This is a genomic window from Cupriavidus sp. NPDC089707 (genome assembly GCF_044748965.1).
GTDB lineage: Bacteria > Pseudomonadota > Gammaproteobacteria > Burkholderiales > Burkholderiaceae > Cupriavidus.
In genome coordinates this window covers 1-24,021 of record NZ_JBIVHB010000032.1, presented here as the reverse complement: position 1 = coordinate 24,021, position 24,021 = coordinate 1, and the positions used below count along the sequence as shown (strand labels likewise).

At 65.5% G+C, this 24,021-nt stretch carries 21 protein-coding genes and 1 pseudogene; 13 read left to right on the top strand and 9 right to left on the bottom strand.

Translation table 11 applies throughout. The annotated features are described in order from the left end of the window. Positions 1-2 precede the first annotated feature (2 nt). A complete protein-coding gene (locus ACIP1U_RS29955; RefSeq protein ID WP_400322798.1) occupies positions 3-932 on the top strand; it encodes an electron transfer flavoprotein subunit alpha/FixB family protein in 930 nt (309 codons plus the stop codon). A gap of 145 nt (positions 933-1,077) precedes the next feature. Here ACIP1U_RS29955 and hutG read toward each other — a convergent pair whose 3' ends face one another. Next, positions 1,078-1,875, bottom strand: a complete 798-nt coding sequence (gene hutG / locus ACIP1U_RS29950; RefSeq protein WP_400322797.1) for an N-formylglutamate deformylase — start codon at positions 1,873-1,875, stop codon at positions 1,078-1,080. Positions 1,876-2,136: 261 nt separating this feature from the next. Between hutG and ACIP1U_RS29945 the strand changes: the two genes are divergently transcribed. The 6 genes and pseudogenes from ACIP1U_RS29945 to ACIP1U_RS29920 all read left to right on the top strand — a co-directional run. After that, positions 2,137-3,435 carry an MFS transporter gene (locus ACIP1U_RS29945; RefSeq protein ID WP_400322796.1) on the top strand — a complete coding sequence of 433 codons (1,299 nt, stop codon included), beginning with the start codon at positions 2,137-2,139 and terminating at the stop codon, positions 3,433-3,435. A gap of 186 nt (positions 3,436-3,621) precedes the next feature. Further along, on the top strand, positions 3,622-4,581 hold the full coding sequence (locus ACIP1U_RS29940) for a LysR family transcriptional regulator (protein ID WP_400322795.1): 960 nt from the start codon (positions 3,622-3,624) through the stop codon (positions 4,579-4,581). A 20-nt stretch (positions 4,582-4,601) separates the two neighbouring features. Continuing rightward, positions 4,602-5,915, top strand: a complete 1,314-nt coding sequence (locus tag ACIP1U_RS29935; RefSeq protein WP_400322793.1) for an NAD(P)/FAD-dependent oxidoreductase — start codon at positions 4,602-4,604, stop codon at positions 5,913-5,915. 29 nt (positions 5,916-5,944) lie between these two features. Then, positions 5,945-6,298 (top strand): RidA family protein, encoded by a 354-nt coding sequence (locus ACIP1U_RS29930; RefSeq protein WP_400322791.1) that lies wholly within the window; start codon positions 5,945-5,947, stop codon positions 6,296-6,298. A 193-nt stretch (positions 6,299-6,491) separates the two neighbouring features. Further along, entirely contained in the window at positions 6,492-6,677 is a 186-nt protein-coding gene (locus tag ACIP1U_RS29925; RefSeq protein WP_400322789.1) for a hypothetical protein, read from the top strand. Positions 6,678-6,837: 160 nt separating this feature from the next. After that, a pseudogene (locus ACIP1U_RS29920) lies at positions 6,838-7,167 on the top strand (MFS transporter); the annotation flags it as partial. Between the two features lie 75 nt (positions 7,168-7,242). Here the strand turns inward: ACIP1U_RS29920 and ACIP1U_RS29915 are convergent. Then, positions 7,243-8,340, bottom strand: a complete 1,098-nt coding sequence (locus ACIP1U_RS29915) for an alpha/beta hydrolase family esterase (RefSeq protein WP_400322788.1) — start codon at positions 8,338-8,340, stop codon at positions 7,243-7,245. 248 nt (positions 8,341-8,588) lie between these two features. Here ACIP1U_RS29915 and ACIP1U_RS29910 point away from each other — a divergent pair, with 248 nt between their 5' ends. Continuing rightward, entirely contained in the window at positions 8,589-9,380 is a 792-nt protein-coding gene (locus tag ACIP1U_RS29910; RefSeq protein ID WP_400322786.1) for a Crp/Fnr family transcriptional regulator, read from the top strand. Between the two features lie 38 nt (positions 9,381-9,418). On the opposite strand, the gene ACIP1U_RS29905 is transcribed toward ACIP1U_RS29910, so the two are convergent. The 4 genes from ACIP1U_RS29905 to ACIP1U_RS29890 all read right to left on the bottom strand — a co-directional run bounded on the left by ACIP1U_RS29905 (position 9,419) and on the right by ACIP1U_RS29890 (position 12,484). Next, the gene (locus ACIP1U_RS29905; RefSeq protein WP_400322784.1) at positions 9,419-10,285 is read right to left on the bottom strand and encodes a DUF2950 family protein; all 867 of its coding nucleotides are present in this window, start codon (positions 10,283-10,285) and stop codon (positions 9,419-9,421) included. Positions 10,286-10,288: 3 nt separating this feature from the next. Then, complete coding sequence (locus tag ACIP1U_RS29900) at positions 10,289-11,659, bottom strand: DUF3300 domain-containing protein (RefSeq protein ID WP_400322782.1); 1,371 nt, start codon at positions 11,657-11,659, stop codon at positions 10,289-10,291. A gap of 66 nt (positions 11,660-11,725) precedes the next feature. Next, on the bottom strand, positions 11,726-12,112 hold the full coding sequence (locus tag ACIP1U_RS29895) for a hypothetical protein (protein ID WP_400322780.1): 387 nt from the start codon (positions 12,110-12,112) through the stop codon (positions 11,726-11,728). Between the two features lie 81 nt (positions 12,113-12,193). Then, positions 12,194-12,484, bottom strand: a complete 291-nt coding sequence (locus ACIP1U_RS29890) for a transposase (RefSeq protein ID WP_400322778.1) — start codon at positions 12,482-12,484, stop codon at positions 12,194-12,196. Positions 12,485-13,413: 929 nt separating this feature from the next. On the opposite strand from ACIP1U_RS29890, the gene ACIP1U_RS29885 reads away from it, so the two are divergent. Both ACIP1U_RS29885 and ACIP1U_RS29880 read left to right on the top strand, forming a co-directional pair. After that, positions 13,414-14,373 (top strand): LysR substrate-binding domain-containing protein, encoded by a 960-nt coding sequence (locus tag ACIP1U_RS29885; RefSeq protein WP_400322776.1) that lies wholly within the window; start codon positions 13,414-13,416, stop codon positions 14,371-14,373. A gap of 341 nt (positions 14,374-14,714) precedes the next feature. After that, complete coding sequence (locus ACIP1U_RS29880) at positions 14,715-15,380, top strand: response regulator (protein WP_400322774.1); 666 nt, start codon at positions 14,715-14,717, stop codon at positions 15,378-15,380. A gap of 41 nt (positions 15,381-15,421) precedes the next feature. Here the strand turns inward: ACIP1U_RS29880 and ACIP1U_RS29875 are convergent, their stop codons facing one another. The 3 genes from ACIP1U_RS29875 to ACIP1U_RS29865 all read right to left on the bottom strand — a co-directional run bounded on the left by ACIP1U_RS29875 (position 15,422) and on the right by ACIP1U_RS29865 (position 18,386). Then, entirely contained in the window at positions 15,422-15,883 is a 462-nt protein-coding gene (locus ACIP1U_RS29875) for a MarR family winged helix-turn-helix transcriptional regulator (RefSeq protein ID WP_400322772.1), read from the bottom strand. A gap of 61 nt (positions 15,884-15,944) precedes the next feature. Further along, entirely contained in the window at positions 15,945-17,540 is a 1,596-nt protein-coding gene (locus tag ACIP1U_RS29870; protein ID WP_400322770.1) for an MFS transporter, read from the bottom strand. 180 nt (positions 17,541-17,720) lie between these two features. Beyond that, positions 17,721-18,386 carry a TetR/AcrR family transcriptional regulator gene (locus ACIP1U_RS29865; protein ID WP_400322768.1) on the bottom strand — a complete coding sequence of 222 codons (666 nt, stop codon included), beginning with the start codon at positions 18,384-18,386 and terminating at the stop codon, positions 17,721-17,723. Between the two features lie 158 nt (positions 18,387-18,544). On the opposite strand from ACIP1U_RS29865, the gene ACIP1U_RS29860 reads away from it, so the two are divergent. The 3 genes from ACIP1U_RS29860 to ACIP1U_RS29850 all read left to right on the top strand — a co-directional run bounded on the left by ACIP1U_RS29860 (position 18,545) and on the right by ACIP1U_RS29850 (position 23,777). Next, on the top strand, positions 18,545-20,017 hold the full coding sequence (locus ACIP1U_RS29860; protein WP_400322766.1) for a coniferyl aldehyde dehydrogenase: 1,473 nt from the start codon (positions 18,545-18,547) through the stop codon (positions 20,015-20,017). Positions 20,018-20,105: 88 nt separating this feature from the next. Next, complete coding sequence (locus ACIP1U_RS29855) at positions 20,106-22,085, top strand: alkyl/aryl-sulfatase (protein ID WP_400322764.1); 1,980 nt, start codon at positions 20,106-20,108, stop codon at positions 22,083-22,085. 57 nt (positions 22,086-22,142) lie between these two features. After that, the gene (locus tag ACIP1U_RS29850) at positions 22,143-23,777 is read left to right on the top strand and encodes an AMP-binding protein (protein WP_400322762.1); all 1,635 of its coding nucleotides are present in this window, start codon (positions 22,143-22,145) and stop codon (positions 23,775-23,777) included. The last annotated feature ends 244 nt before the right edge of the window (positions 23,778-24,021 follow it).

Below are 24,021 nucleotides of genomic sequence, written 5' to 3'. Positions count from 1 at the left end.
CTATGACGACCCTCGCTATTGCCGAACACGACAACACCCAGCTCAAGGGAGCGACGTACAACACTGTCAGCGCTGCCTTGAAGGTCGGTGCGCCCGTCCACGTGCTGGTAGCGGGCCATGCAGCGCAAGCCGCGGCAGAAGCTGCCGGCCGCATCCAGGGCGCCGACAAGGTTATTCTGGTGGATGCCCCCCATTTTGCCGACGCGCTGGCGGAGAATTTCGCAGCGCAGATCGTCGCGCTGGCGCCTGCGTACACGCACATCTTCTTCGCGGCGACCCCATCCGGCAAGAACATTGCGCCTCGCGTCGCAGCCAGGCTCGACGTGGCCCAGATCTCCGAGATCGTTACCGTCGAAGCCGCCGACACGTTCAAACGCCCGATCTACGCGGGCAACGCCATCGCGACGGTGCAGTCCGCCGACGCAGTCATCGTCGCCACGGTGCGCACGACGGCCTTCGATGCCGCGCCGGCGGACGGCGGCAACGCCGCGATCGAGCAGGCACCGGCAGTTGGCGACAGCGGCTTGTCCAGGTTCGTCCGCCGCGACCTGGTGAAGAGCGACCGCCCGGACCTGACGAGCGCCAAAGTGGTGGTGTCTGGCGGACGGGGCCTGGGCAGTGCCGAGAACTTTGCGCTGCTGAATCCGCTGGCCGAGAAGCTCAACGCTGCCATTGGCGCCTCGCGCGCCGCGGTGGACTCCGGCTTCGCACCGAACGACCTGCAGATCGGCCAGACCGGGAAGATTGTCGCGCCGGAGCTGTATATTGCAGTCGGCATTTCCGGTGCCATCCAGCATCTGGCGGGGATGAAGGACTCGAAGGTGATCGTCGCGGTCAACAAGGACCCGGAAGCGCCGATCTTCGGCGTCGCTGACTATGGCATTGTCGGCGACCTGTTTGAAGTGCTTCCTCAGCTGACCGGCAACGTCTGAAGCGGGAATGCGTTAGCACCTTGACGCCCGCATGGGTACGGTGCTTTCTCCTCGCACCCGCGTCGTCTCCCACCAAAATGGACCTCCATCGAGGTCCATTCATGCCTGGTGCAGCCGACGGTTCCCCTGCCGGCACCCAACGGGCCTACTTCTCAAGAACCGCTGCCAGGGCAGCCCGGACCATGCGCTCGACCACGGGCTTGACGCCTTCGGCAAGATCGTCCCGATATTCGAACGGCGCCAGCTCATTCATGTAAGTGGACTGGCACATCTCGAGCTGAATCGCGTGGATGCCTTGCCCGGGATTACCGTAGTGGCGGGTGATATAGCCGCCCTTGAACCGCCCGTTCGCGACCCAGCTGAAGGGCTGGTCGGACAGCGTCGCAGTGACTGCCTGCAGGATGTGTGGCGCACAGCTCTTCCCCGAATCCGTACCGAGATTGAGATCGGGCAGCTTGCCGTCGAACAGCCGCGGAAGCTCGCTCGCAATGGAGTGCCCTTCCCAAAGGAGTACCGCGCCGAATTCCGCCTTCAGCCGCGCGAGTTCACTCTCGATCTTTGCATGATATGGCCGCCAGTAGGTCTCCAGGCGTTCCACCGCAGTGGCGGCATCCGGCCCTTTCTCTTTCCGGTACAACGGCTCGCCGCGAAAGGTCTCGGTAGGAAACAACCCCGTCGTGGTCTGGCCGGGATAAAGGCTCTCGCCCGACGCCGGACGATTCAGGTCCACCACGTAGCGGGAGTAACGGGCGCAGAGCACCGACGCACCGATTGACTCGGCGAATGCATAGATGCGGTCGAGGTGCCAGTCGGTGTCCGATACTTCGGCCGCGTGGGGATTCATTTCTGCCTGGATCTCCGGCGGGATTTCCCTGCCCAGGTGGGGGATGGAAATGAGTATGGGCGCCGTGCCCTTTCGGAACTTGTATTGGGTATCGGTCATCGCATTGTTTCCTGGCAAACGGGCACAGGCCTCGAACTTTGACCATATCTCGGCCAAAGGGATCCCGCCGGATCATTAGCCGCGATGAAGCTCTGCATCACGATTGCTGATCCAGATACCGCAGCGCCGAACCCCGCGCAGAGAATATCTTGCGGGTAGCGCGGGCGCTGTGCTGGTGAACAGGGCGAGCCCGCTGGCCCGAGTCGACCGTCGCTTCCCATCCCGGGATCAATCCAAGAAACCGACCAGCCAGCAATACCAATGTTCCCCCGAGACCTGCCGAATTCCGTCGCAACGGAAAATCCGGAGGCAGACCGTCCAGGTCCGCTGTCCGAAGCATCCCTGCTTGGTGCCGTCCACAACAGCCCGACTTCCGGGGCAACGACGGTCACCTGCCCATCTGCCAGCGTATATCCGGGACTTCTCGGACTGCTTGCCGCTTACGGGGTGTTCATTGTAGGTAACGGCCTCTTCACGAGCGCGATCCCGTTCCAGATGCTGCGCTTCAACGCGTCAACCACACTGATCGGCGTGGTCCAGTCCTGCTACTACGGCGGTTTCATTCTGGGCGCATTCTTCACCCGCGCACTGATCGAGCGCATTGGCCAGCATCGTGCATTCGTAGCGTTCGCTGCCACGGCCTCGCTGTTTGCGATGGCGTTCTCCTTGTCCAACTCCATACTCAGCCTCTGTGCCTTCCGCCTGGGAACCGGATTCGCGCTGATGGGCATCTATACCACGGTGGAAAGCTGGCTCAACGGCTCGGTGCCGAACTCGATGCGCGGCAGCGTCTTCGGTTCCTATCAGGCCATCAACTTCCTGGCCGTGGGCGCTGGCCAGCTCCTGCTGAATGTCGGTGCGCCAGGCAGCCAGGCACAGCTCCTTCTCGTCCTTGCGCTGTTCACCGCCGCGGTGCTGCCGATCACGATCATGCAAGGATGGCCGTCACGGGTGCCGGACAACCGCCTTGCAAGGACAGATGCCAACGCGTGGACCGACAGCGTGCGCGACATGATGCACAAGGCGCCTGTCGCCGTGCCTGGTTGCATCCTCGCCGGCCTTCTTTATGGCACCTTTTACTCCCTGATGCCGGTGTACCTTGCCCACAGCGGGTTCTCGATCGCGGAGCTTTCCCTGGTAACCGGTGGTTCGCTCATGTGCGCCCTGTTCAGCCAATGGCCAGTCGGAAGGCTATCGGACCGCATGAACCGATGCGCGCTCTCCGCCCGGCTGGCCGTATGCTCTGCTTGCGTGAGCTTGCCACCTGTCATCATGGAGTCGTCCTGGCTCGCCACGGCGTCGACATTCCTGTTTGTCGCAATGACTTTCACGCAATACGGCCTGATCGCCTCGCACGTCAACGATCGCACTTCGCCGGAGCATCGGGTAGCACTCAGCGCCATGCTGATCATCCTCTTCTCCATCGGCGGCCTCATTGGGCCGGCGCTGGTTTCCGCCATGATGGCCGGATTCGGACAGAACGCCTTGCACGTCTTCAATGCTGCGGCATCGCTGTCGCTGGCCTGCTTCACCTGGGGCGAAAGCCGGCGTACCAGGTAACCGTCTGCACTACTTCGCACAACGCGCCGACGGGCTCCGATGCACCTCCAGGGCGCCTCATGCCCCCGTGGCGCCCCAACTGGGGGACAAAACAAGGCTTTCTGAATTCTGTCATTAGCCTTCTTAATACTGGTGCTGCAAGTTGGTGCGATGGCCTAGCATCTCCTCTACTAACGAGGAGACATCGTGAACGAGTTGCGGTTTGACGTGCGCTCTCTGCGTGTATTCGAAGCGGTAGCCAAGAGCGGCAGCGTGTCCATGGCCGCAAGCAAGCTTGGCGTCACGCAGTCAGCCGTGTCGCAGGCCATCATGCAGATCGAGGAGCTGCTCGGCACCAAGGTGCTCGACCGCGCGCGCCGGCCGATGAAGCTGACGCCCGCCGGCATGGCGCTGCGGCGCCACGGGCATAACGTCGTCGATGAGATGGACCGGCTGCTGGCACTGGTTCGCGCATCGGACCTTGTCAATCGCCCGGAGATCCGCATCGGCATGGTCGACTCGTACGCGGCAACCGTCGGGCCAGCGGTCATCAAGGAAGCCATCCAGAAGGGAAACCAGGTGCTGCTTTGGTCTGGCCTGGCCGACAGCCACGCGCAAGCGCTGCTGCAGCGGCAACTCGACCTGATTGTCACCTCGGATCCGATGGATGATAGCGAGAACCTGGTGCGACGGCCATTGTTCACCGAGCCGTTCGTCATCGTGCTGCCCGCCGCGCGACGCGACCAGTTTCGCGACGGCGACCTGCGAAAACTGGCGCGCGAGCTTCCGCTGGTGCGCTTCAGCACCAGATCTCACTACGGGGCCCTCACGGAGCGCTATCTGCGACGCTGCGGCATTACCGCAAAGCGGCATATCGAGATCGATGCCTCCGACCTGGTGCTGGCGATGGTGACCGCCGACCTCGGCTGGGCCATCACCACTCCTCTTGTCCTCTTGCAGAACCGTGCGCATCTCAACAATGTGCACATCCTGCCGATCAAGGGCCCGCCGCTGGCGCGGACGATCTACCAGATATCACGTGCCGGCGAATATGAAGAGACCGGAGAGTTCTTCTACCAGGCGAGCCGCCATGTCCTTGCTGACAACGTTCTTGCCGAGATTGCCAGCGTCATGCCGGTGGTCAGTGCCACATTGCATCTCAACTAGTCATTCCGAACTGAAGATCTATGTCATCCATTGATTCGTCCGTCGGCATGTACCCGACATACCAGCAGCGCTCTGGCTGGAACGCCATGTTGCCGCCGCGGCGGCCGCGAACTTCGGCGGCCACGCGCCGATTTGGCACCATCGTGATCGGCGGCGGCTATACCGGACTTGCCGCGGCGCGGCGCGTTGCGGAATTGCGCCCCAACGAGCAAGTGCTGGTGCTGGAAGCTGCCACGGTCGGTGAAGGGTCCTCCGGCCGCAACTCCGGCTTCATCATCAACGTGCCGCACAACACCAGGTTGGGTGGTCATACCAGTCCCGTCGAAGTCGCCCGCAAGCAGATCCGCATGTACGACGCCGGGCTGCGCTGGCTCGAACAGGCAGTGCGCGAACACGGCATTGATTGCGGCTGGAATCCGATCGGCAAATTCCATGCGGCAGCCAGCGAGGCAGGAGTGGAAAACCTCCAGGCCACGCTAAGCCAATACCGCGACTGGGGCGTGGCCTACACGGAGTTCGACCGTTCCGCGCTTGAGCAGAAGCTTGGCACCAGTTATTACCGATACGGCTATCACGCGCCGAACAACGTCTTTGTCCAGCCGGCGGCGCTGATTCGGGGTCTCGCAGATTCCCTGCCGGCCAATGTCACGCTGGCGGAGAACGAGCCCGTAGTCTCGCTGAGCCATGCTGCACCCTTCAAGGTCAAGACGATCCGCGCGGAGTACACCGCCGATCGCGTCATACTCGCCAACAACGGCTTCGCGAAAGCGCTTGGCATTCTGCGCGACCGGCTCATCACCATTTTCACCTACGCCGCCGTGACACCCCGGCTGCCGGAGGCCGAGCTCGCAAAACTTGGCGATGCCGCCGAATGGGGAGTCATCCCTGCCAACCGGCTCGGTACGACACTGCGCCGCATTCGGGATGGGCGCTTCATGGTGCGCAGTGCGTACTCATATGAGCGTGAGCAATCGTCGAGCGAAACGCTGGCCTTGCTGACGCAAAGCTATCAGCGCCGCTATCCCAATATGCGTTCCCATCAGTTCGAGTACGTCTGGGGCGGAACAACGGCTTTGACACGCAATGGCGCCACGTTCTTCGGGCAGCTCAAGCCGGGACTCTTCGCCTCACTGGGCTGCAATGGCGCCGGCGTTCTCAAGGGCAGCACGTACGGCAGGCTGCTCGGCGAACTGGCCCTGGACGAACATTCCTCGTACCTGGCTGATGCACTCAGCCTGGAAGGTCCCAGCTGGCTGCCCCCGGAGCCGTTCCGGCGCATCGGCGTCGTGTCCGCCATCCGATACCAGGCCTCGCAAGCGGGTCCTGAACGCTAGATCTTCAACCACCACACCGAGAAATTGATATGCCTGACATTCATCGTAGTCATGTAGGAAAGCGCCTGTCCCAGGTCGCCATGCACCAGGGCGTGCTGTACCTCGCAGGTCAAGTACCGAGTGACATCTCGCAGGACATGGCGGGGCAGACCCGCCAGGTGCTTGCATCGGTGGATGCGCTGCTGGCCGAGCACGGCTCGGACAAATCCCGCATCCTGTCCTGCCAGATCTTCCTGACCGATATGTCGCAAGTTGCGGCGATGAATGAGGTATGGGATGCGTGGGTGATCCCGGGCCATACCCCGCCACGCGCGACAGTGGGCGCTATGCTCGCGTCGCCCGACAAGCTTATTGAGGTGGTCATCGTGGCGGCTGCTGGTTGAGCGAACCAGGAACACCATCTCGATGGCACACCCTCCCCTTTTTATTGGCTGTCCGATCGGGGGACAGCGTACAAAAAGGGGCAATCGGAACGGATTTCACCCCCGGACCCGACGCTGTCACCGGGAAACCGAACCGCCGCGGCCGCAGATCTTGCGGCCGCGGATCTCAGCAAGCGCCTTTCAGGGGTAGTAGATGACACTCACTAAGCCTTCCTTTTACAGCGTGACCCGACGTGATCTCGGCAGTCAACTCGCGATGAATATTCCACCCTATATGGCAAACAATAATGCGGTGTTCAAGAAACCATCAGAAGTCCTGATGAACAACTCGAACGACCGTCCCGATGTAGCCGATATCGCCGTTCTTGGCTACAACTGACAGCGGCGTCACGGGGCTGGCAAACCCCCTTCCCTGCTGGCACCATCGTTTGTTGGTTTGCTAGCTCGGCGATTAATTGCATTTTCTGCCCGACAGCCTTTGAGTTGTTTCTGTTTGATGCTCTCGCTTTTGGGTAGCGGACCCAACCTCAGTTTGCACACTGCTGCTGGCGGTCGCCGCCTACGCGTTCTACACCACCATCTTCACCCGCCCGGACCTGCTGCTGCCGTTGTATGCGCTGGCGGGCTTCCTGGTCGGTACCATTGGCGCGGTGCCGTTCGTGCTGGTCAATGCGTTCCCGGCGCAGGTGCGCTTCTCCGGCCTGTCGTTCTCGTATAACGTGGCCTACGCCGTCTTTGGCGGCCTCACGCCGATGATCGTCACGCTGATGCTCAAGCAGGACAAGCTCGCGCCCGCGCACTACGTGGTCGCGCTGTGCGTGCTGGGCATGGTGACGGCGCTGTTCGTCAAGGACCGCTCGCGCGGCTGAAGCGCGGCAGCGGTCGCCTGATACGCAAAGGGAGGGCAGTTGCCCTCCCTTTGTTCATGCCTGCGTGGTCACGGCTCAGCGCCGGTGCTGACGCAGGAAATCCCACATCATCGCGCTGGCATCGGGCCCGATGTCGCTGTGGAAACCGTAGCTGGCGTCGCCGCCACTCCAGGCATGGTCCAGGCCTTCCACCTCCACCAGCGTGACCAGGTCGCGGCTCCAGCGGCCATAGCGGTATTCGCGACTGCGGCCGGGTTCTTCGGCCGGTTCTTCGGCCGGCGCGGCGTCCGGCGTGCCGGCAAGCCGGTCCTCCAGGCCGTTGTAGGCGAGGAACTGGCGCGCCAGCAGCCTGCCGTTGACCGGATGCACCGCATCATCGGCGAGCCCGTGTATCACCAGCGCGGGCATCTCGGGGCCGCCCGGTGTCACGCCGGCGGCGTCCAGCAGCCATGCGGGCTCGGCCGTGGCGCCGTGCCGCATGGCGTGCAGGCCGGCGCGCGGGGTATCGGCGGCGCCGATCACGACGCCGGAATGCAAGGCCACCGCCGCCACCTTGGCGGGATAGCGCAGCGCCACCACCGCGGCCATGGTCGCACCGGCGGACATGCCGGCAAGGTAGATCTCGCGCTCGCGCACATCCTGCCGCGCGGCCAGCGCATCGAGCAGCACCGCCACGGCCTGCGCCTCGCGCCCGCCTTCGGCGGCGCTCAGATCGAACCATTGCCAGCAACGCTGCACCTGCCGCCGCAGCGGCTGTTGCGGGTAAGCGACGATAAAGCCTTCCTGCTCGGCCAGCGCGTTCATGCGCGTGCCGGCGCTGAGCGCATCGGGGGTCTGCCGACATCCGTGCAGCAGCACCACCACCGGCAACGGGCCGCGATGGCGCTTGGACGGGATATAGAGCTGATAGGACAGCTGCGGCACCAGCTCGCCTGGCAGCGCTGCCAGGCGCAGCCGGTGTGCCTGCCAGGTGCCGGGCAATTCATCCGGCGCGACGGGTGGCCTGACGGGACGGCGCAGCCGGGCCGGCAGGTCCTGCGGACGCGATGGTGTCAGCGGGTTCAGTGAGTCAAAGCGTTCCAGCCAGGACTTCACCTGTGTTTCCGTTCGGGCCTGCACCCGGCTCAGGCGCCGGAGTTGTGCGTGCCAGTCAGCGGCTAGGCTCTTGGTCATGAGGACTCCTGCTCATATGACGGAATCTCCCCCTGTGCCTTTGTTGTTGCGTTGCAGCATACCATACCCGGCGAGAGACGGAAGTGAGACAAAGATGGCGTTACAGATCACCGTACTTCCTCGCCGTTTTCCTCCTGGTTTGGCGAAAATATTGAACACCGGATTCGAAAGAATGAAGATCCCGGCAAGTTAGCAGGCGATGCCGGCGTTTTATACTGGCTTGTCGATTACCCTTACCCAGAACTCCCATGCCGGACCACGGCGCCCCCGCCTGTTCGCTTTGCCTGTTCCATGCCGTCTGTGGCGTAGCCGAGACGGGCGGCACGCCGGCGCCCGCGAGCAGCATGCGCTTGCAGCCTGAGCGCCTGACGGTGCGCGCCGGCGACTTTGTATTCCGCCAGGGCCGTCCGGCACTGACTGTGTATCCGCTGCGCGCGGGCAGCGCCAAGCAGGTCTACGAATCGCCACTGGGCTGGCGCCAGGTCACCGGCTTTGCCTTGCCGGGCGATGTGCTGGGACTGGAACCGCATGAAGCGCCGCAGCACAGCACCACCGCGGTGGCACTGCAGGATTCGGTGGTGTGCGCGGTTTCGGTCGAAACGCTGCGCGAGTCGATGGCGGCGCCGCCCTTCCGCATTGCCGCGCTGGAGGTCATGCGCCGCAATGCCGAGCGCGAGCGCACGCTGCTGGTTGCCGTGGGATCCATGAAGGCGCCGCAGCGGATGGCCATGCTGCTGCTGGATCTTGCCGGTGAGCAGGCACGCCGCCATGGCCGGCAGGACGGCACGCTGACGCTGGCGATGTCACGCAGCGATATCGCCAGCCTGCTGGGCCTGACGCTGGAAACGGTATCGCGGCTGCTGTCGCGCTTTGCCTCGGTCGGGCTGATCGCGGTACGCCAGCGGCGGCTGCGCATCATCGACCCCACGGGGCTTGCCTCGATCTATGCCGATCTCGGAGCCGACGCACAGCGGCCAGCGCGCGAAAGAGATCCGGGCGCGGAATTCGCGCCCGGGGTGACGATGTGCCGAGTGGCTTAGTGAGGGTCTTAGTGGCCGGCAGCTCAGTGGTCAGCAGCTCAGTGATCGGCGACCCGCTGCCAGCCGTCCGGCGCGAAACTGCGCTGTGACCTCGCGCGCGCCGCCGTGCCCGGTCCCAGGTCGCGCTGATAGAACACGCGGTCGCTGCCGAGCATGAAAGTATGGACGCCGGTGTCGCCGTAACGGACCGGCCACGCGATGAAGCCGAATTTCGCGTCGCTGCCCCTGGCTGGCGGCAGCAAGCGGTAGTGGTAGCCGTAAAAGGCATCCACCGCCGGTGTGCCCGGCCCCATGGCAAGCGCATCGGGGCCGAGCGGGCTGGCATCCTGTTCGGTCGCAGAGGGCCAGTACAGGCCGTTGGTCTTGCCCGGGGTGCTGATCAACTGGGTCGCATAGCGTCCCTCACCGACCTGCTCCGCATAGCGCTGCTGTGCATCGGCAAGCTGCAGCAGCGTTTCCATCGTGACCAGTTCGTTACGCCCGAGCCGGCGCCGGCGCACCTCCTGCTGGCCGGCCGGCACGTCGAACTGCCAGCCCCGCTGCTGGCGCACCAGTGGTACGGGGAAGGTCCAGCCGCTCTCGCCGACCTCCAGCAAGGCACGGCGCTCGCCTTCGGTCTTGAGCGCGTGGTGCCGCGCCCAGGCGCCCAGGAAGTCATAGATGTCCTCCTGTTCGACACCGCCCGGCGGCAACAGCGACGGGTACTTCGGGCCCAGCACTTGCCGCAGCGCGTCATGGTCGCTGCGCGCGATGGCATCGCCCAGTGCAGCGGCGGCCGCGTCGGGGCTGGGATAGGCCTGCTGCGCCAGCGCGGGCACGCCCGCCGAAAGCGCCACGGCAGCCGCCAGCACACGCAGCACTCGGGCACCCGCCGCGAAAATGAAGGTATCGGTCACGCGCATCATGTCTTACCTCCGGCCATGGCCGAAATGTTCGCCGCCGCCATGCATGCGGCCGCCACCACCCATGCCGCCTTCGCGCATGCCGCCGCCTTGCTGGAAGCCGCCCGCCCGCTGCGGAGCCTGGTGCTGCGGCATCTGGCGTTGCGATGACGCAGCACGCTGCGTCTGCTGGCGCACGCGATCGCCGTTGCCGGCATCGCGCAGCGCGCTGTCCCGGTTGGCGTTGCGGGCCCGGTCGCGGGCCTGCGCCTGGTCCGCCCGCTGGCGCTCGGCACCCGCGGGGCGCGGATTCTGCACGCCGCCACCGGCGGCACCCGGCCGGGTTCGCGCTGCCGCGTTGGCATGGGCTGCATGCCCGGGTATGGCCTGGCCGGTGCGATGCTCGAACGACTGTGCGGCGCGCTCGCGCGCCTGGTCGCGCGACGACGGCTGGCGCTGCACCCCGCCACCGCCACCGCCGGCGCCCGGCCGCTGCGTGCCCGGCGCCGCGCCCGCCTGCCGGTTGGCCAGCCCCGCCTGGCGCTGCTGGTCATAGCGTCCGCGCACCTGGGGATTGTTGTACGGCACGTTGCCGCGATTGACGGCGTTGTGCTGCCAGCTGACATTGGCGCGGTTGACGTCCAGCCGCTGGTTGACGTTGATGTTGTTGTAGCGGTTGACGTTGATATTGACGTCGTGATGGCCCCAGTCGAAGCCGCCCCACATGGCGTCGACCGCGGCCACGCCCAGCCCGAAGCCGATGCCCGCCACCAGCGCGGTGGCAAAGACGGACCCGGGTGGCGGCGGGTAGTAGGCCGGCGGATACGCCGGATACGGCCAGGGGCCATACACCACGGTCGGGTTGTAGGTCGGCACGTACACCACCTGCGGATTCGCCGGAGCGATCTGCACGACCGTGGTGCCGCCGGTCGTCTGCGTGACTACCGTCTGCTGCTCGGTGGTCTTGAGCGTGCCGGCCTTCTGCGCCTGCAGGCGCAGGCGCTGGACCGAATCCATCACATCGTTGGGCTGCGCCAGGAAGGCATCGCCGAGCGACTGCACCCATTGCGGCTCCCGCCCCATCATGTCGAGCACCGAAGGAAAGGCCGCCAGCGACTGTACGCTGGGATCCCATGACTGGCCGCTGACGGCCTTGGTCGCGGCATCGCCCGACAGGCTGGGATTGGCCTTGGACCACTGCGCCGCCGCCGCGACATCGGCCGGGTAGGTCGCTGCCATCAGCACCTGCGACAGCAGCGCATCGGGGTAGAGCGCGATCGGTGCGGTCAGCTGGTCAAGCTGGGCATTGCCGAGTCTGGACTGCGCGGTGGCGGCGCCCAGCGGCGCCATCAGCATGAGTGCCAGGCACCACGCAAAGAGGTGTTTGAGACGTTGCATGTTCACGCTCCACAATCCCGCGATCCCTCGATCCGCGCAGGCGGCCTGCGCCCCCGGGTTGCGCACTCAGCGACGTTGCTGCGTGCATTCTTGCCGATACGCCTCTTCCAGCCGCTTGCGATCCGCCTGGCGCTCCAGTGTCGGGTATGTGCGCCCGTCTGCCGTGGTCACCGACGACTTGCCTTCGGACCACTGGGGGCCCTTCGGCAGCGCATTGATCTGGTCCAGCAACGCCTGGCAGTGCTGGCGCTGCGACGCGGACAAGGTGCCACCGGGGCCTTCGACCACTGCTGTGGCTTCGTCCAGCATCCGCGGCGGCGGTGGCGCCACCATCGGCGTACCGCCGGCGGCAGCGGCGGATGCGGCATGACTCGCTGCCCACGATGTGGCATGCAGGGAAATTGCCACCACGGCGGCCGTCAGCAGGCCGCACTTGCAAACGAACTTCTTCAAAACCAGTACTCCAGGGGCCATGCGCAGCGCATGGCGGCAGCCATGGTGCGCGGCATTGCGTTGCGGAAACCGGCCGTGCCTTCAGCGATCCTTGCTGTTACCCTGGCGGCGGCCGGAATGGTTGCGCAACAGCTCAAGCTTGAGCAGTGCGTCCGCAAGCATACTCTTGAGCCGCGCATTCTCCTCTTGCAGCTCGCGCAGCTTGCGCCCGTCACGGGCATCGTTCTGGCTCTGGTCCCCGTAGCGCGCGCGCCATCCATAAAACGAAGCGTCACTGAAGCCGTAGCGCGCGCACAGCTCGCGCACCGGCACGCCGCTGGCCGCCTCGGCCAGGTAGCTGCGGATCTGTTCTTCCGAATACCGTCTGTTCACGAATCTCTCCGCTCCACAACGGCGCCGGCGCTGGCGCGGGCGCGGGCAACGCCGGCCGCGCCGCCAACCGTGCCGACTCTGGGCGTACGTTAGCCCACGGCTGCGTCAAAAGGCAATTCAGTGTCTTCGCAAGGCGAGTTAAGAAAATTATCTGGGTGGACGTGGCGTGCAGCGTCGCAGCAATAGCCTGCGCATGCCGCCGGCCCCAGGCCTGCGGGCATTTCCGGCACCTCATCTTTCACAAAATCCGCAGGCCTCGCCGTCGCCGCACAGGCTTGCAGGCCGTGCCGGCAAGGCCGCTGCCACGGCCATATTTTGTTAAGCCAATTTGGAGTCCACTTTGTTTCAGCTCGATGGCAATAGCCTGGAAAGCCATGGAAAGCCACGCGCCGCCTGTGCGCCGACAGGGCTGCCCCCATGTACAGCGCGGCGGATAAGGGCGATGAAAACAAAACTAGAAGTCTGTGATCAAATCAAGTTTCTAGGACTTTTGCAGACCATGTATTAAGATTCCTCGGCACAACTAAATTTCGCACGCTTTCGCAATGCGCCACGCGGCGCAAGCAGGAAGCGGCCCGGCAGCCCGCAGCCACCGTTAAAAGAACCGGTGCGCGGTTCTCACGCTGCCGGCAAATATCAGGCCTGAAGGATCGAGAAGTCACCGCGCCAATTTGTCGACGCAAGTCGGAAATTAGGAGTCGTGCATGGTCATTCAATGTGTCCTGCCGGGGCGGCTGGGGCCGATCCGGTCTGTTGCGCTGCCTGTGACGGGCGCTATTTTCCAAGCTGGCTTTGCAGGATGGGCAGGGAACTGCCGCCCCGTCGGATAAGCATGTTTCATGCTTTGCTGCGCGCTCCAGTGCGCGCAGCGTTGTACGCATCAGACAAACAAAAAAACAGAAAAAGATCGCGGATCGGGAGAAGTCAGAATGCGTCACGTCAGCACCAAGCTATTACATGTCTTCGTCCTCGTGATGGAGTATCGCGACCTCAACGCGGTCGCAGCCTGTACCCAGGGACGCGTGCCCACAGTCGCTTATAGCCTGACGCGCCTGCGCGAAATCACAGGCGATCCGCTGTTCATCAAGCGCAATGGCATGCTCGAACCGACGCCCCACGCCTTGCGCCTGGAGCAAACCGCACGCCAGATCCTGGCCAAGTGGAACCAGCTGGTGCGCCCGGGCGAAGCGGGCGTAAGCCAGCGCCGCGCGGACGGCAGGCGGATTTCCATCGGCTTCTCGTCGTCGATCGGCGATCCGGTCATTACGGAAATCCTGACGACGCTGTGCGAGCAGTTCCCGCAGGACAGTTTCATCACGCGTCCCGTGATCGCCGATGCCGCGCTTGCCAGCCATCTCGATAGCGGCGAACTGGATTGCGCGTTTGTCGTCGACGGCGGGCACGACTCCGCGCGCGTGCAGCAGCAGAACATCATGGCCACACCGCGCCGCCTCGTCAGTGCCACCCGCGAAGGCAGCCACGACGAAGGCGAAACGGACTGGATTCTGCTGCAGGAAGATTGCGAAGCCGGCAGCCCGCTGCGCGCGTTCCTGAGCCGGCAGGCCGGCACGCCCGGGCACCGCGAGACCGTAGTGCCTTCCTGGCATACGCAGATCACGCTGCTGCATGCCGCCGGCGGCATCTGCCCGGTGCTGGACTTCAACGTGCCGCTGGTCACGCGCGAGCGCAAGACGCGGCTGCTGGCACCGCCGAGCAGTTTTCCCGAATGGGCCGCCCTGCATTTCTGGGGACCGGAGCGCAGCCGCGACAAGGCGGTGCTGCGCGACATCATGGAAGTCGGCAGCGCGGTGCTGCGCGATCCGCTCAAGGCCATCGACGGCCGCCGCAGCCGGCGGGCCTTCGCTGCCCAGGCCGAGGCTCTCGCCTGACTCGCGCAACGGCGCCTGCGCTCAAGTAGCCGATCCTTCAACGCATTCGATGCGCCGTCAGGCGCTGGCCACCGGCGGCCAGCGCCTTTTTTTATCCTGCGACACGGTGGCGACAGCGCTTTGCGAATTCTCCTACTTTCGCGGCAGGGCATAGCCAGTATTCTGCCCATGCATCGCAGCACGCCGGCCGTCTCCCGTTTGGCCCGACCTGCGGCGATGTGCAGTTGTCTGGCGTCAACTTGTGTGGCGTCGCCATTTCGCCGCACGTCGGCCGACGTGCGGCGTTTTCTTGAGCGCGGCGCGGCATGACGCTCAGCACGAATCTGGACCGAGGAGACCCGATGGCATTGAGGATCCTGCTTGCCGATGACCATCCGGTGGTCAGCGCGGCCGTTGCCGACCGCCTGCACACCCAGACCGGTTGGGAAATCTGCGGCACAGTGACCAGCGCAACGGCACTACTGAACAGCGTCGCGACCCTGCGGCCCGATGTCGTCGTCACCGACTACCACATGCCATCGCAGCAGGAAGGCAGCGGCGACGGGCTGCGCATGCTGGCCGCCCTGCGCCGGCGCCATCCGTCGCTGGCCGTGACCGTGCTGACCATGATCACCAACCCGCTGGTGCTGCGCTCCATCCTCGATACGCAGGTGCATGGCCTGCTGCTGAAAGACGCCCCGCTACCGGAGCTGGTCACCATGATCAGCCGCATCCAGCGCGGCTTCCGCTACATCGGCAAGTCGGCCATGGAGATCCTGTCCCAGGCCGATCCCGGCAACCCGGCGGCAAGCCATGGCGGCGCCGAGCGGCTGTCGGCGCGTGAAATGGAAGTGCTGCGGATGTACCTGGCCGGGCGCTCCGTCAGCGAGATAGCGATTTTGCTGTGCCGCAGCGTCAAGACCATCAGCCGCCAGAAGAACTGCGCCATGCACAAGCTGGGGGTCACCAACGACCGCGAGCTGTTCGAATTCGCTGCTCTCAACGGCATGCTGCTGTCCGGCTGCTGAATGGCCGGTGCCAGCACGGGCCCCGCCCTTGGCCCCAGCACTCAGGACACGGCGTCCGGCTGCTCCAGCCGCGCCAGCGCATGCGTGATGCCGGTCTCCAACTGCGCCAGCCCGCGCGACAGGTCTTGCATGGTCTCCGCCGAGACCTCGGTCAGCAGATCCTGCAGGAAGGCAGAGCGCAGCGGCATCACGCGCGCCACCACTTGCTGCCCGGCCTGCGACAGCGTGACATGGGTCACGCGGTTGTCGCGCTCCGATGTGGTTCGCTCTACCCAGCCCATTTCCTGGATGGCCTTGAGCTGGCGCGTCAGCGCGCCCGGATCCATGCCGACGCGGTCGGCCAGCGCCCGCTGCGCGATGGCATCCTCCTGCAGGTAAAGCGCATGCAGGATCCGCCAGCGCGCCAGCGGCAGGCCGATGCATTGCTCGAATGCGGCCGCATACGCGCGGTAGGTGCGTCCGAACTGCTGCAGTACGGCCACGCTTTGTCGCTCCAGTTCCATCCATTCTCCTCAGGGACACACAGGTGCCATCACAGGCGCAAGCGCCGCATCCGGCATGCGTTCACTCCGCCGCCATCGCCGGCTCCGCGGTGCGCACCAGCGTGACCGGCGGCACCCGGTGCGCGCACCAGACGCCCACCGCCGCGGCGATCCCGGCGGCCAGCAGGCCCAGGTGGATCGCGCTGACCAGCGACATGCGCGCCTGCTCCAGCAGCAAGGCGCCATTGTGCCCGGCCTGGCCGAGTTCGCCGAGGAGTGCCAGTTGCGAGGCCTTGTCGATCAGCACCTGCGGATCGCCCATGCGCGCCGCCCATTGGCTGGCACCGGCGGCGGCCATGGCGTGGTCGACGCCGCCGGTATAGCTGCGCGTGACCAGCGTGCCGACGATCGCCGTACCGACCATGCCGCCCACCATGCGCAACGATTGCAGCATCGCCGTGGCAATGCCCAGATGCTCGCGCCCGGCGGTCTGCTGCGCGAACACCGTCAGGTTGGGCATGATGAAGCCGAGCCCGCATCCGCCCACCAGCATGATGGCGAGCAGCATCCCATGCGGCATGGCGCGCGTGGCCTGCGACAGGACCAGCGTGGCCAGCGCCAGCATGCCAAAGCCAGCATACAGCATCGCGTTGGGCCGGCGGATACGGGTGATGACGCGGCCATTGACGATGCTGCCGACCGTGATGCAGACCACCAGCGGCGTGATCAGCAACCCCGCCTCCTTCGGCGACAGGCCAAAGCCGCCCTGGAACAGCAACGGTGCATACAGCAGCAGCGCGAACATCGTGAAGCCGGCGAACACCGACAACAGGAACAGCGGCGCCAGCCCGGGATCGCGGAACATCTCCACCGGCAGGATCGGGTTGGCGCAGCGCTGCTCCCAGTGCCACAGCGCTACCATCGCGAGGGCCGACAGCACCAGCAGGCCCGCGGTATAGGCATCGAAGCCGCGCCCGGGCAGCAGTTCAACGCTCATCTGCATGGCGCCCAGGCCAAGGGCGATCAGCAAGGCCCCGAGCCAGTCCACGCGCACCGGCCCGCTGTGCGCCTGCTGGCGCAGATGCGGCAGATAGCGCCAGGCAAACCACAAGCCCAGCACACCGACCGGCAGATTGACATAGAAGACCGCGCGCCAGCCGTACCACTCGGTCAGCACACCCCCCAAAGAGGGCCCGATGGCATTGGCGATGCCGAATGCCGCACTTAGCATCACCTGCCAGCGCAGCCGCACATGCGAATCGGGAAACAGGTCGGCAATGCAGGCGAAGGCCGTGCCCACCAGCATGCCGCCACCGATGCCCTGCAGCGCCCGCGCCAGCACCAGGAACGGCATGCTGGTCGCGAGCCCGCACAGCACCGAGGCGACGGTGAACACCACGATCGACGCCAGCACGAAGGGCTTGCGTCCGTAATAGTCGCCCAGCCGGCCGAAGATCGGCACGGTGATGACGGATGTCAGCAGGTACGCCGTGGCCACCCACGCGTAGTACTCGAAGCCTTGCAGCTCCGCCACGACAGTCGGCAGCGCGGTACCGACCACAGTCTGGTCCAGCGCCACCAGCATCACCACGAAGGACACGCCGAGCATGGCCAGCAAAGACTTGCGAAACGGCAGGACCTGGCCGGTGGCCTCACCGCTGTGTGGCTGGGGCGTCATGTGATTGCTCGATCAATCGTTGTTATGTCAATGATTATAGGGCAAAGCGAGGCGGCTTGTTGAAGGCGCTCCCGACCAGGAGCCCGACGAGATTGCAGGCGCAGGCAACCTGAATTAGGCCTCCCTCTCAAATTGACAAAGGACGCTGGCCTGACCGCTATCCCAAACTGGAGGCCCCCGCTAACCGGCGCCGAGATACCAATGCCGGAACATCTCGCGCGCCGGCGCCAGGTAACTGCCGATATCTTCCTGCCGGCCGTTGGCGTACCAGTGGCAATAGCAGCCATGGAATACCGCCAGCAACGTGCGCGCCATCTCCGGCGGCAGCGGGCGCTCCGGCGTGCCGAGTGCCTCCACCAGAACCCGCACATGGCCGTTCCACCCTTCGCGGATATGCTCGCGCACGCTCTGCGGCGCATTGCCTGAAAACAGCAGCGCCAGCACGATCCCCTTGGTTTCCGGGTTGCGCGTGAAGTAGTCGGCTACACGCTCGAACAACTCATCCACGCGCTGCGACACGGTCAGGCCTGGCAGGTCGGCCGGGTCGAACTGCACCTCGATTTCCTGGAACAGGCTGATCGCAGCCTCCGCGAGCAGCATTTCCTTGCTGCCGAAATGCCACAGCAAGCTGCTCTTGGCCACGCCCGCGTGCGCAGAGACCTGGTCCAGCGTGACTTCACCATAGCCGTGCTCGGCGATCAGAGCCTTGGTCAGGCCGATGACCCGCTGCCGCGTTTCGAGGCCGCGCCGGTATTTGGTCGCCCCGGCCCCGCGTGGCGGTGGTGTTTCCGGTGCTGTGTCGTGGGGGCGGTCGATGCCTGGGGCACCTTCTTCCGATGTATGCATGGCTGCTTCGGCACTGGGCCTGGTAAATGTTTAGCTTCGGCCACTTTTCCTCTCGGTATTTGCCCTAAAGGCCGCACGCCGTCCTTGACAGCCTACCATCACCCTCACCAAACTTGAAATTGTACTGACTGTTCAGAACAAATTAAGGGGATATGTTTATGGTGGATGCTGCACAATCAACGGGCCTGCAGGCGCTGCTGGCAAGGCAGCGGTCAGCCTTCATGGCGTCGCCCTTCCCCTCGCTCGCCCAGCGCCGAAACACACTGCAGCGGCTGCGCCGGGCGATTCGCGGCCACGCCCACCGGCTCTCCGCCGCCGCGGCCCGCGACTTCAGCGCGCGCGCCGAAGCCGAGACGCTGATGGTGGACGTACTGCCGTCAGTGCTTCATATCAACCACCTGCTGCGCGGCCTGCGGCGCTGGATGAAGCCATCGCGCCGGCACACCGAACTATTGTTCCTCGGCAATGGTGCACACGTGATGTACCAGCCCAAGGGGGTGGTCGGCATCGTGGTGCCGTGGAATTTCCCGGTCTATCTTGCGCTCGGTCCGCTGGCGACGGCGCTGGCCGCCGGCAACCGCTGTATGGTGAAAACTTCGGAATACGCGCCGCACACCTCGGCCGCGCTGCGCGCGCTGCTGGCCGAAGCCTTCGACGAAGACGCGGTGGCCGTGGTCGAGGGCGATGCCGACGTGGCGCGCGCCTTCACCGGCCTGCCGTTCGACCATATCGTCTTCACCGGCTCGCCCGAGGTGGGCCGCCACGTCATGCGTGCCGCCGCCGACAACCTCACGCCCGTGACGCTGGAACTGGGCGGCAAGTCGCCGGCGATCGTGTCGCGCAGCGCGGCGCTGGCGACAGCGGCCACGCGCATCGCCCATGGCAAGACCCTGAACGGCGGCCAGATCTGCGTCGCGCCCGACTACGCGCTGGTGCCGGAAGAGCTGGCAGGATGTTTTGCCGAAGCCGTGCTGGCTGCCGCCGCCCGCATGCATCCACAGGGCAGCGACGACTACACTGCCGTTATCCACGACGCCGCGCTGGCCCGCCAGCGGGCGCTGCTCGACGACGCCCGCGCAAAGGGCGCGCAGGTCCTCGCGGCGGCGATGCCGGCGGACGGCCGGCGCCTGCCCTTGCATGTCGTGCTCGGCGTCACGCCGCAGATGCGCCTGGCGCGCGAGGAGATCTTCGGTCCGATCCTGCCGGTCGTGACCTACCGCACCTTCGACGACGCCGTCGCCCACGTGCAGCGCGGCACGCGGCCGCTGGCGCTCTACTACTTCGGCCATGACAAGGCCGAGACCGGTCCGCTGCTGGAGCGCACTCACGCCGGCGGCGTCACGCTCAACGACTGGGGCTGGCACGTGGTCAACCACGACCTGCCCTTCGGCGGCACCGGCACTTCCGGCATGGGCAACTACCACGGCGCCGAAGGCTTCCGCGAGCTGTCACACGCCAAGGCCGTGTTCAGCGAGCGCCGCTGGTTCCCGATTGCGCTGTTCCACCCGCCATACGGCGGCCGGATCCAGCGGCTCGCACTGCGCATGTTTCTCGGCAAGCCACATCCGACCGAGGCAGGTACCGCCCTCCCCGCCGGCACGAGGGCGGCCCCGCCGGCCACGCCCCGCTGAGCCAGGTGCCCGCCGGCCATCTGCAATGGGCCGGCAACGGACACATGCTCCCCTGACAACGACCCTACCCAGCAACACTGGAGACACCATGTTTCGCAAGTCCGCCGCTTCCGCGATCTCTATCGCCTGCGCCCTGATGCTGCCGCTGCCCGCCAACGCTGCCGAACCGCAGGTAGCCCCGGGCGATGTCACCGCGGCCACGCGCCAGGCCAACGCCGAGGTGCTGAAGCGCCTGCCTTTCGCCAACCGGCAGGATTTCGAGGACGCCCGCCGCGGCTTTATCGGCACCCTCGACCGTGGCGAGATCCGCGACGCCAGCGGCCGCGTCATCTGGAACCTCGACGCCTACGCCTTCCTGAAGGACGACGCCGCGCCGGCATCGGTCAACCCGAGCCTGTGGCGCCAGGCGCAACTCAACCTGCACCACGGCCTGTTCCGCGTGACCGAGCGTATCTACCAGGTGCGCGGCTTCGACCTGTCCAACATGACCGTGGTGGAAGGCGACACCGGCCTCATCATCATTGACCCGCTGCTCACCGCCGAAACCGCGCGCGCCGCGCTCGACCTGTACTACAAGCACCGCCCGAAGAAGCCGGTCGTCGCGGTGATCTACACCCATAGCCATGTCGACCACTTCGGCGGCGTCAAGGGCGTGGTCAGCGAAGACGACGTCAAGGCGGGCCGCGTCAAGATCATTGCCCCCGAAGGCTTCATGGAAGAAGCCGTCAGCGAGAACATCTACGCCGGCAACGCCATGAGCCGGCGCGCGCAGTACATGTATGGCCCGCTGCTGCCGAAGGGCCCGCGCGGACAGGTCGATGCGGGGCTGGGCAAGACGGTGTCGCTCGGCACCGTCACGCTGATCCCGCCCACCGACCTGGTCGGCAAGACCGGCGAGACCCGCACCATCGACGGCGTGCAGATCGAGTTCCAGATGGCGCCCGGCACCGAGGCGCCGGCCGAGATGATGATGTACTTCCCGCAGTGGAAGGCACTGTGCGCGGCCGAGGACGCCACCCACACGCTGCACAACCTTTACACCATCCGCGGCGCGCAGGTGCGCGACGCCAACCAGTGGTGGCGTGCGCTGGACGAGACCGCCGACCGCTATGGCCACCGCACCGAAGTGGTCTTCGCCCAGCATCACTGGCCGATGTGGGGCCAGCAGAATATCCTTGCGTACCTGGGCAAGCAGCGCGACGGCTACAAGTACATCCACGACCAGTCGCTGCGGCTGGCCAACCAGGGCTACACCATGACCGAGATCGCGGAAATGGTGAAGCTGCCGCCGTCGCTGGCCAACCAGTGGGACCTGCGCGACTACTACGGCACCGTCAACCACAACGCCAAGGCGATCTACCAGCGCTATCTCGGCTGGTACAGCGGCAACCCGGCGGACCTGCACCCGCTGCCGCCCGAGCAGTCCGCACAGCGTTACGTGCGCTTCATGGGCGGCGCCGACAAGGCGCTGGAGCAGGCGCGCGCGTCGTACGCGCAAGGCGACTACCGCTGGGTGGCCGAGGTGGTCAAGCACGTGGTCTTTGCCGATCCGAAGAACCAGGCGGCGCGCAAGCTGCTGGCTGACGCGCTCGAGCAGATGGGCTACCAGGCCGAGTCCGCGGCCTGGCGCAGCGCCTACCTGGTGGGCGCGTACGAGTTGCGCAACGGCGTGCCCAAGGCCCAGTCCACGCACTCGGCCAGCCCCGACATGGTCCGAGCGATGACTGACACCATGTTCCTGGACTTTCTCGCCGTGCGCCTGAACAGCGAACGCGCAGCCGGCAAGCAGGTGAAGATCAACTGGGTCCAGCCCGACACCGGCAAGCGCTACGCGCTGTCCGTCGACAACTCGGTCTTCATGTATCGCGCGGAACGCCAGCACGCCGACGCGCAGGTCACGCTGACCGCGCCGCGCGCCGTGCTGGTCAGCGCGCTGCTTGGCCAGACCACGCTGCAGGCGGCAACGGCTGCCGGACAGGCAAAGCTCGACGGCGATCCCGCCGCGCTGCAGACGCTGTTCGGCATGCTCGATAAGTTCGACCCGCAATTCGAGATCGTGGCACCGTGATCCACGCCGACGGCGCGCGATCTTCTCCGCTTTAAAATCCTGCTTGACCGAGGCACCATGACCACAAAACCCTGGCTCGCCAGCTATGGCGACATTTCCGTCGAGATCGATGCGGACACGCCGTGCTCGCTGACCGCGCTGTTCGACGCCGCACTGCGCCAGCATGCCGACCGCCCCGCCTTCACCTGCCTGGGCCAGACGGTGCGCTACGCCGATATCGACGCGCAGTCGCTCGCCTTCGCCGCTTACCTGCAGTCTGCGCTGGGCGTGCGCAAGGGTGACCGCGTCGGCGTGATGCTGCCCAACCTCATTGCCTTCCCGATCGCGCTGATCGCGATTGCGCGCATTGGCGCGGTGCAGGTCAACATCAATCCGATGTACACGGCGCGCGAGCTCGAGCACCAACTCAACGACGCCGGGGTGGAGATACTGGTGGTCTTCAGCGGTGTCAGCGGCACCGTTGCCGAAGTGATGGCGCGAACGCCGCTCAGGACCATCATCGCCGCCGGACCCGGCGACGGTACCGGGACGGCGTTGCCATCGCCGCCGGTCGATGCGCGGCTGGCGCAGGCAATCGGCCTCGACGCGGCCATCGCGCAGGGTCGCCTGCTGCCGCTGCAGCCTGTGGAAGTCGAAGGCAACGACCTGATCTTCCTGCAGTACACCGGCGGCACCACAGGGGTGTCGAAGGGCGCGGCGCTGTCGCACCGCAACCTGGTCGCCAACGTGGCGCAGTTCAAGGCGATGGTGGCGGACAACCTGGCCGACGGCAAGGAAGTGGTGGTGACCGCGATCCCGCTGTACCACATCTTCGCGCTGATGGTGAACTTCATCACCTTCTTCACGGTCGGCGCACGCAACTGGCTGGTGCCGAACCCGCGCGACATGGACGCCTTCATCGACGTGCTCAAGGCTTCTCGCTGCACCGTGCTGACGGGAGTCAATACGCTCTACGCCGGCCTGGTTGCGCATCCGCGCATCGGCGAGGTCGATTTCTCGGCCTTGCGGCTGGCCGCGGGCGGCGGCGCTGCAATCGTGCCGGCCACGTCGCAGCGGTGGAAGGCGCTGACCGGTGTGTTTATCCGCGAGGGCTACGGTTTGTCCGAGACCAGCCCGATCATCAGCTTCAACCCGCCGACGGCCGACGCCTTCAATGGCACGACCGGCCTGCCGCTGCCGTCCACCGATGTCAGGCTGCTTGGCGAAGACGGCCGCGACGTGCCGCCTGGCGCGGCGGGCGAAGTCTGCGTCAAGGGGCCGCAGGTCATGCGCGGCTACTGGAACAAGCCGGAGGCCAACGCCGAAGCGTTCACCGCCGACGGCTACTTCCGTACCGGCGACATCGGCATGCTGACCGAGCAGGGCTACCTGAAGATCGTCGACCGCAAGAAGGACATGGTGATCGTCTCCGGCTTCAATGTGTTCCCCAATGAAATCGAGGCCGTGGTCAGCGACTGCCCCGGCGTGATCGAATGCGCGTGCGTGGGCGTCAGCGACGGCCACTCCGGCGAGGCGCTGAAAGCCTACGTGGTGAAGGCCGCAGGCGCGACGCTGGATGCCGCGGCATTGCAGGCACATTGCCGGGCGCAACTGACCGGGTACAAGGTGCCGAAATCGTTTGAATTCGTCGAGGCCTTGCCGAAGTCGACGGTAGGCAAGGTGCTGCGGCGGGAGTTGCGGCCGCGAGGGTAGAGTCAGTTCGCGAGCCTCACCGCTATGGCCGCGGAAGGATGTGGCGGCAGGCATTTGCTTTCGCCCGTCCGGCTGGTCAAAGCGCATTAACGCCTTTTTCCTGTGGCTGATTGCGACCGTGCCGAGGACGGTGGCGGCATCAAGCCGGGCTAGTGTCCTGCGTCAGAAATTCGCAGACAAAATCGCCTGATGCTGGCGAGGATGTCATCGGCGGACTTCGTCCACACGAAAGGCGTGGGGTTGG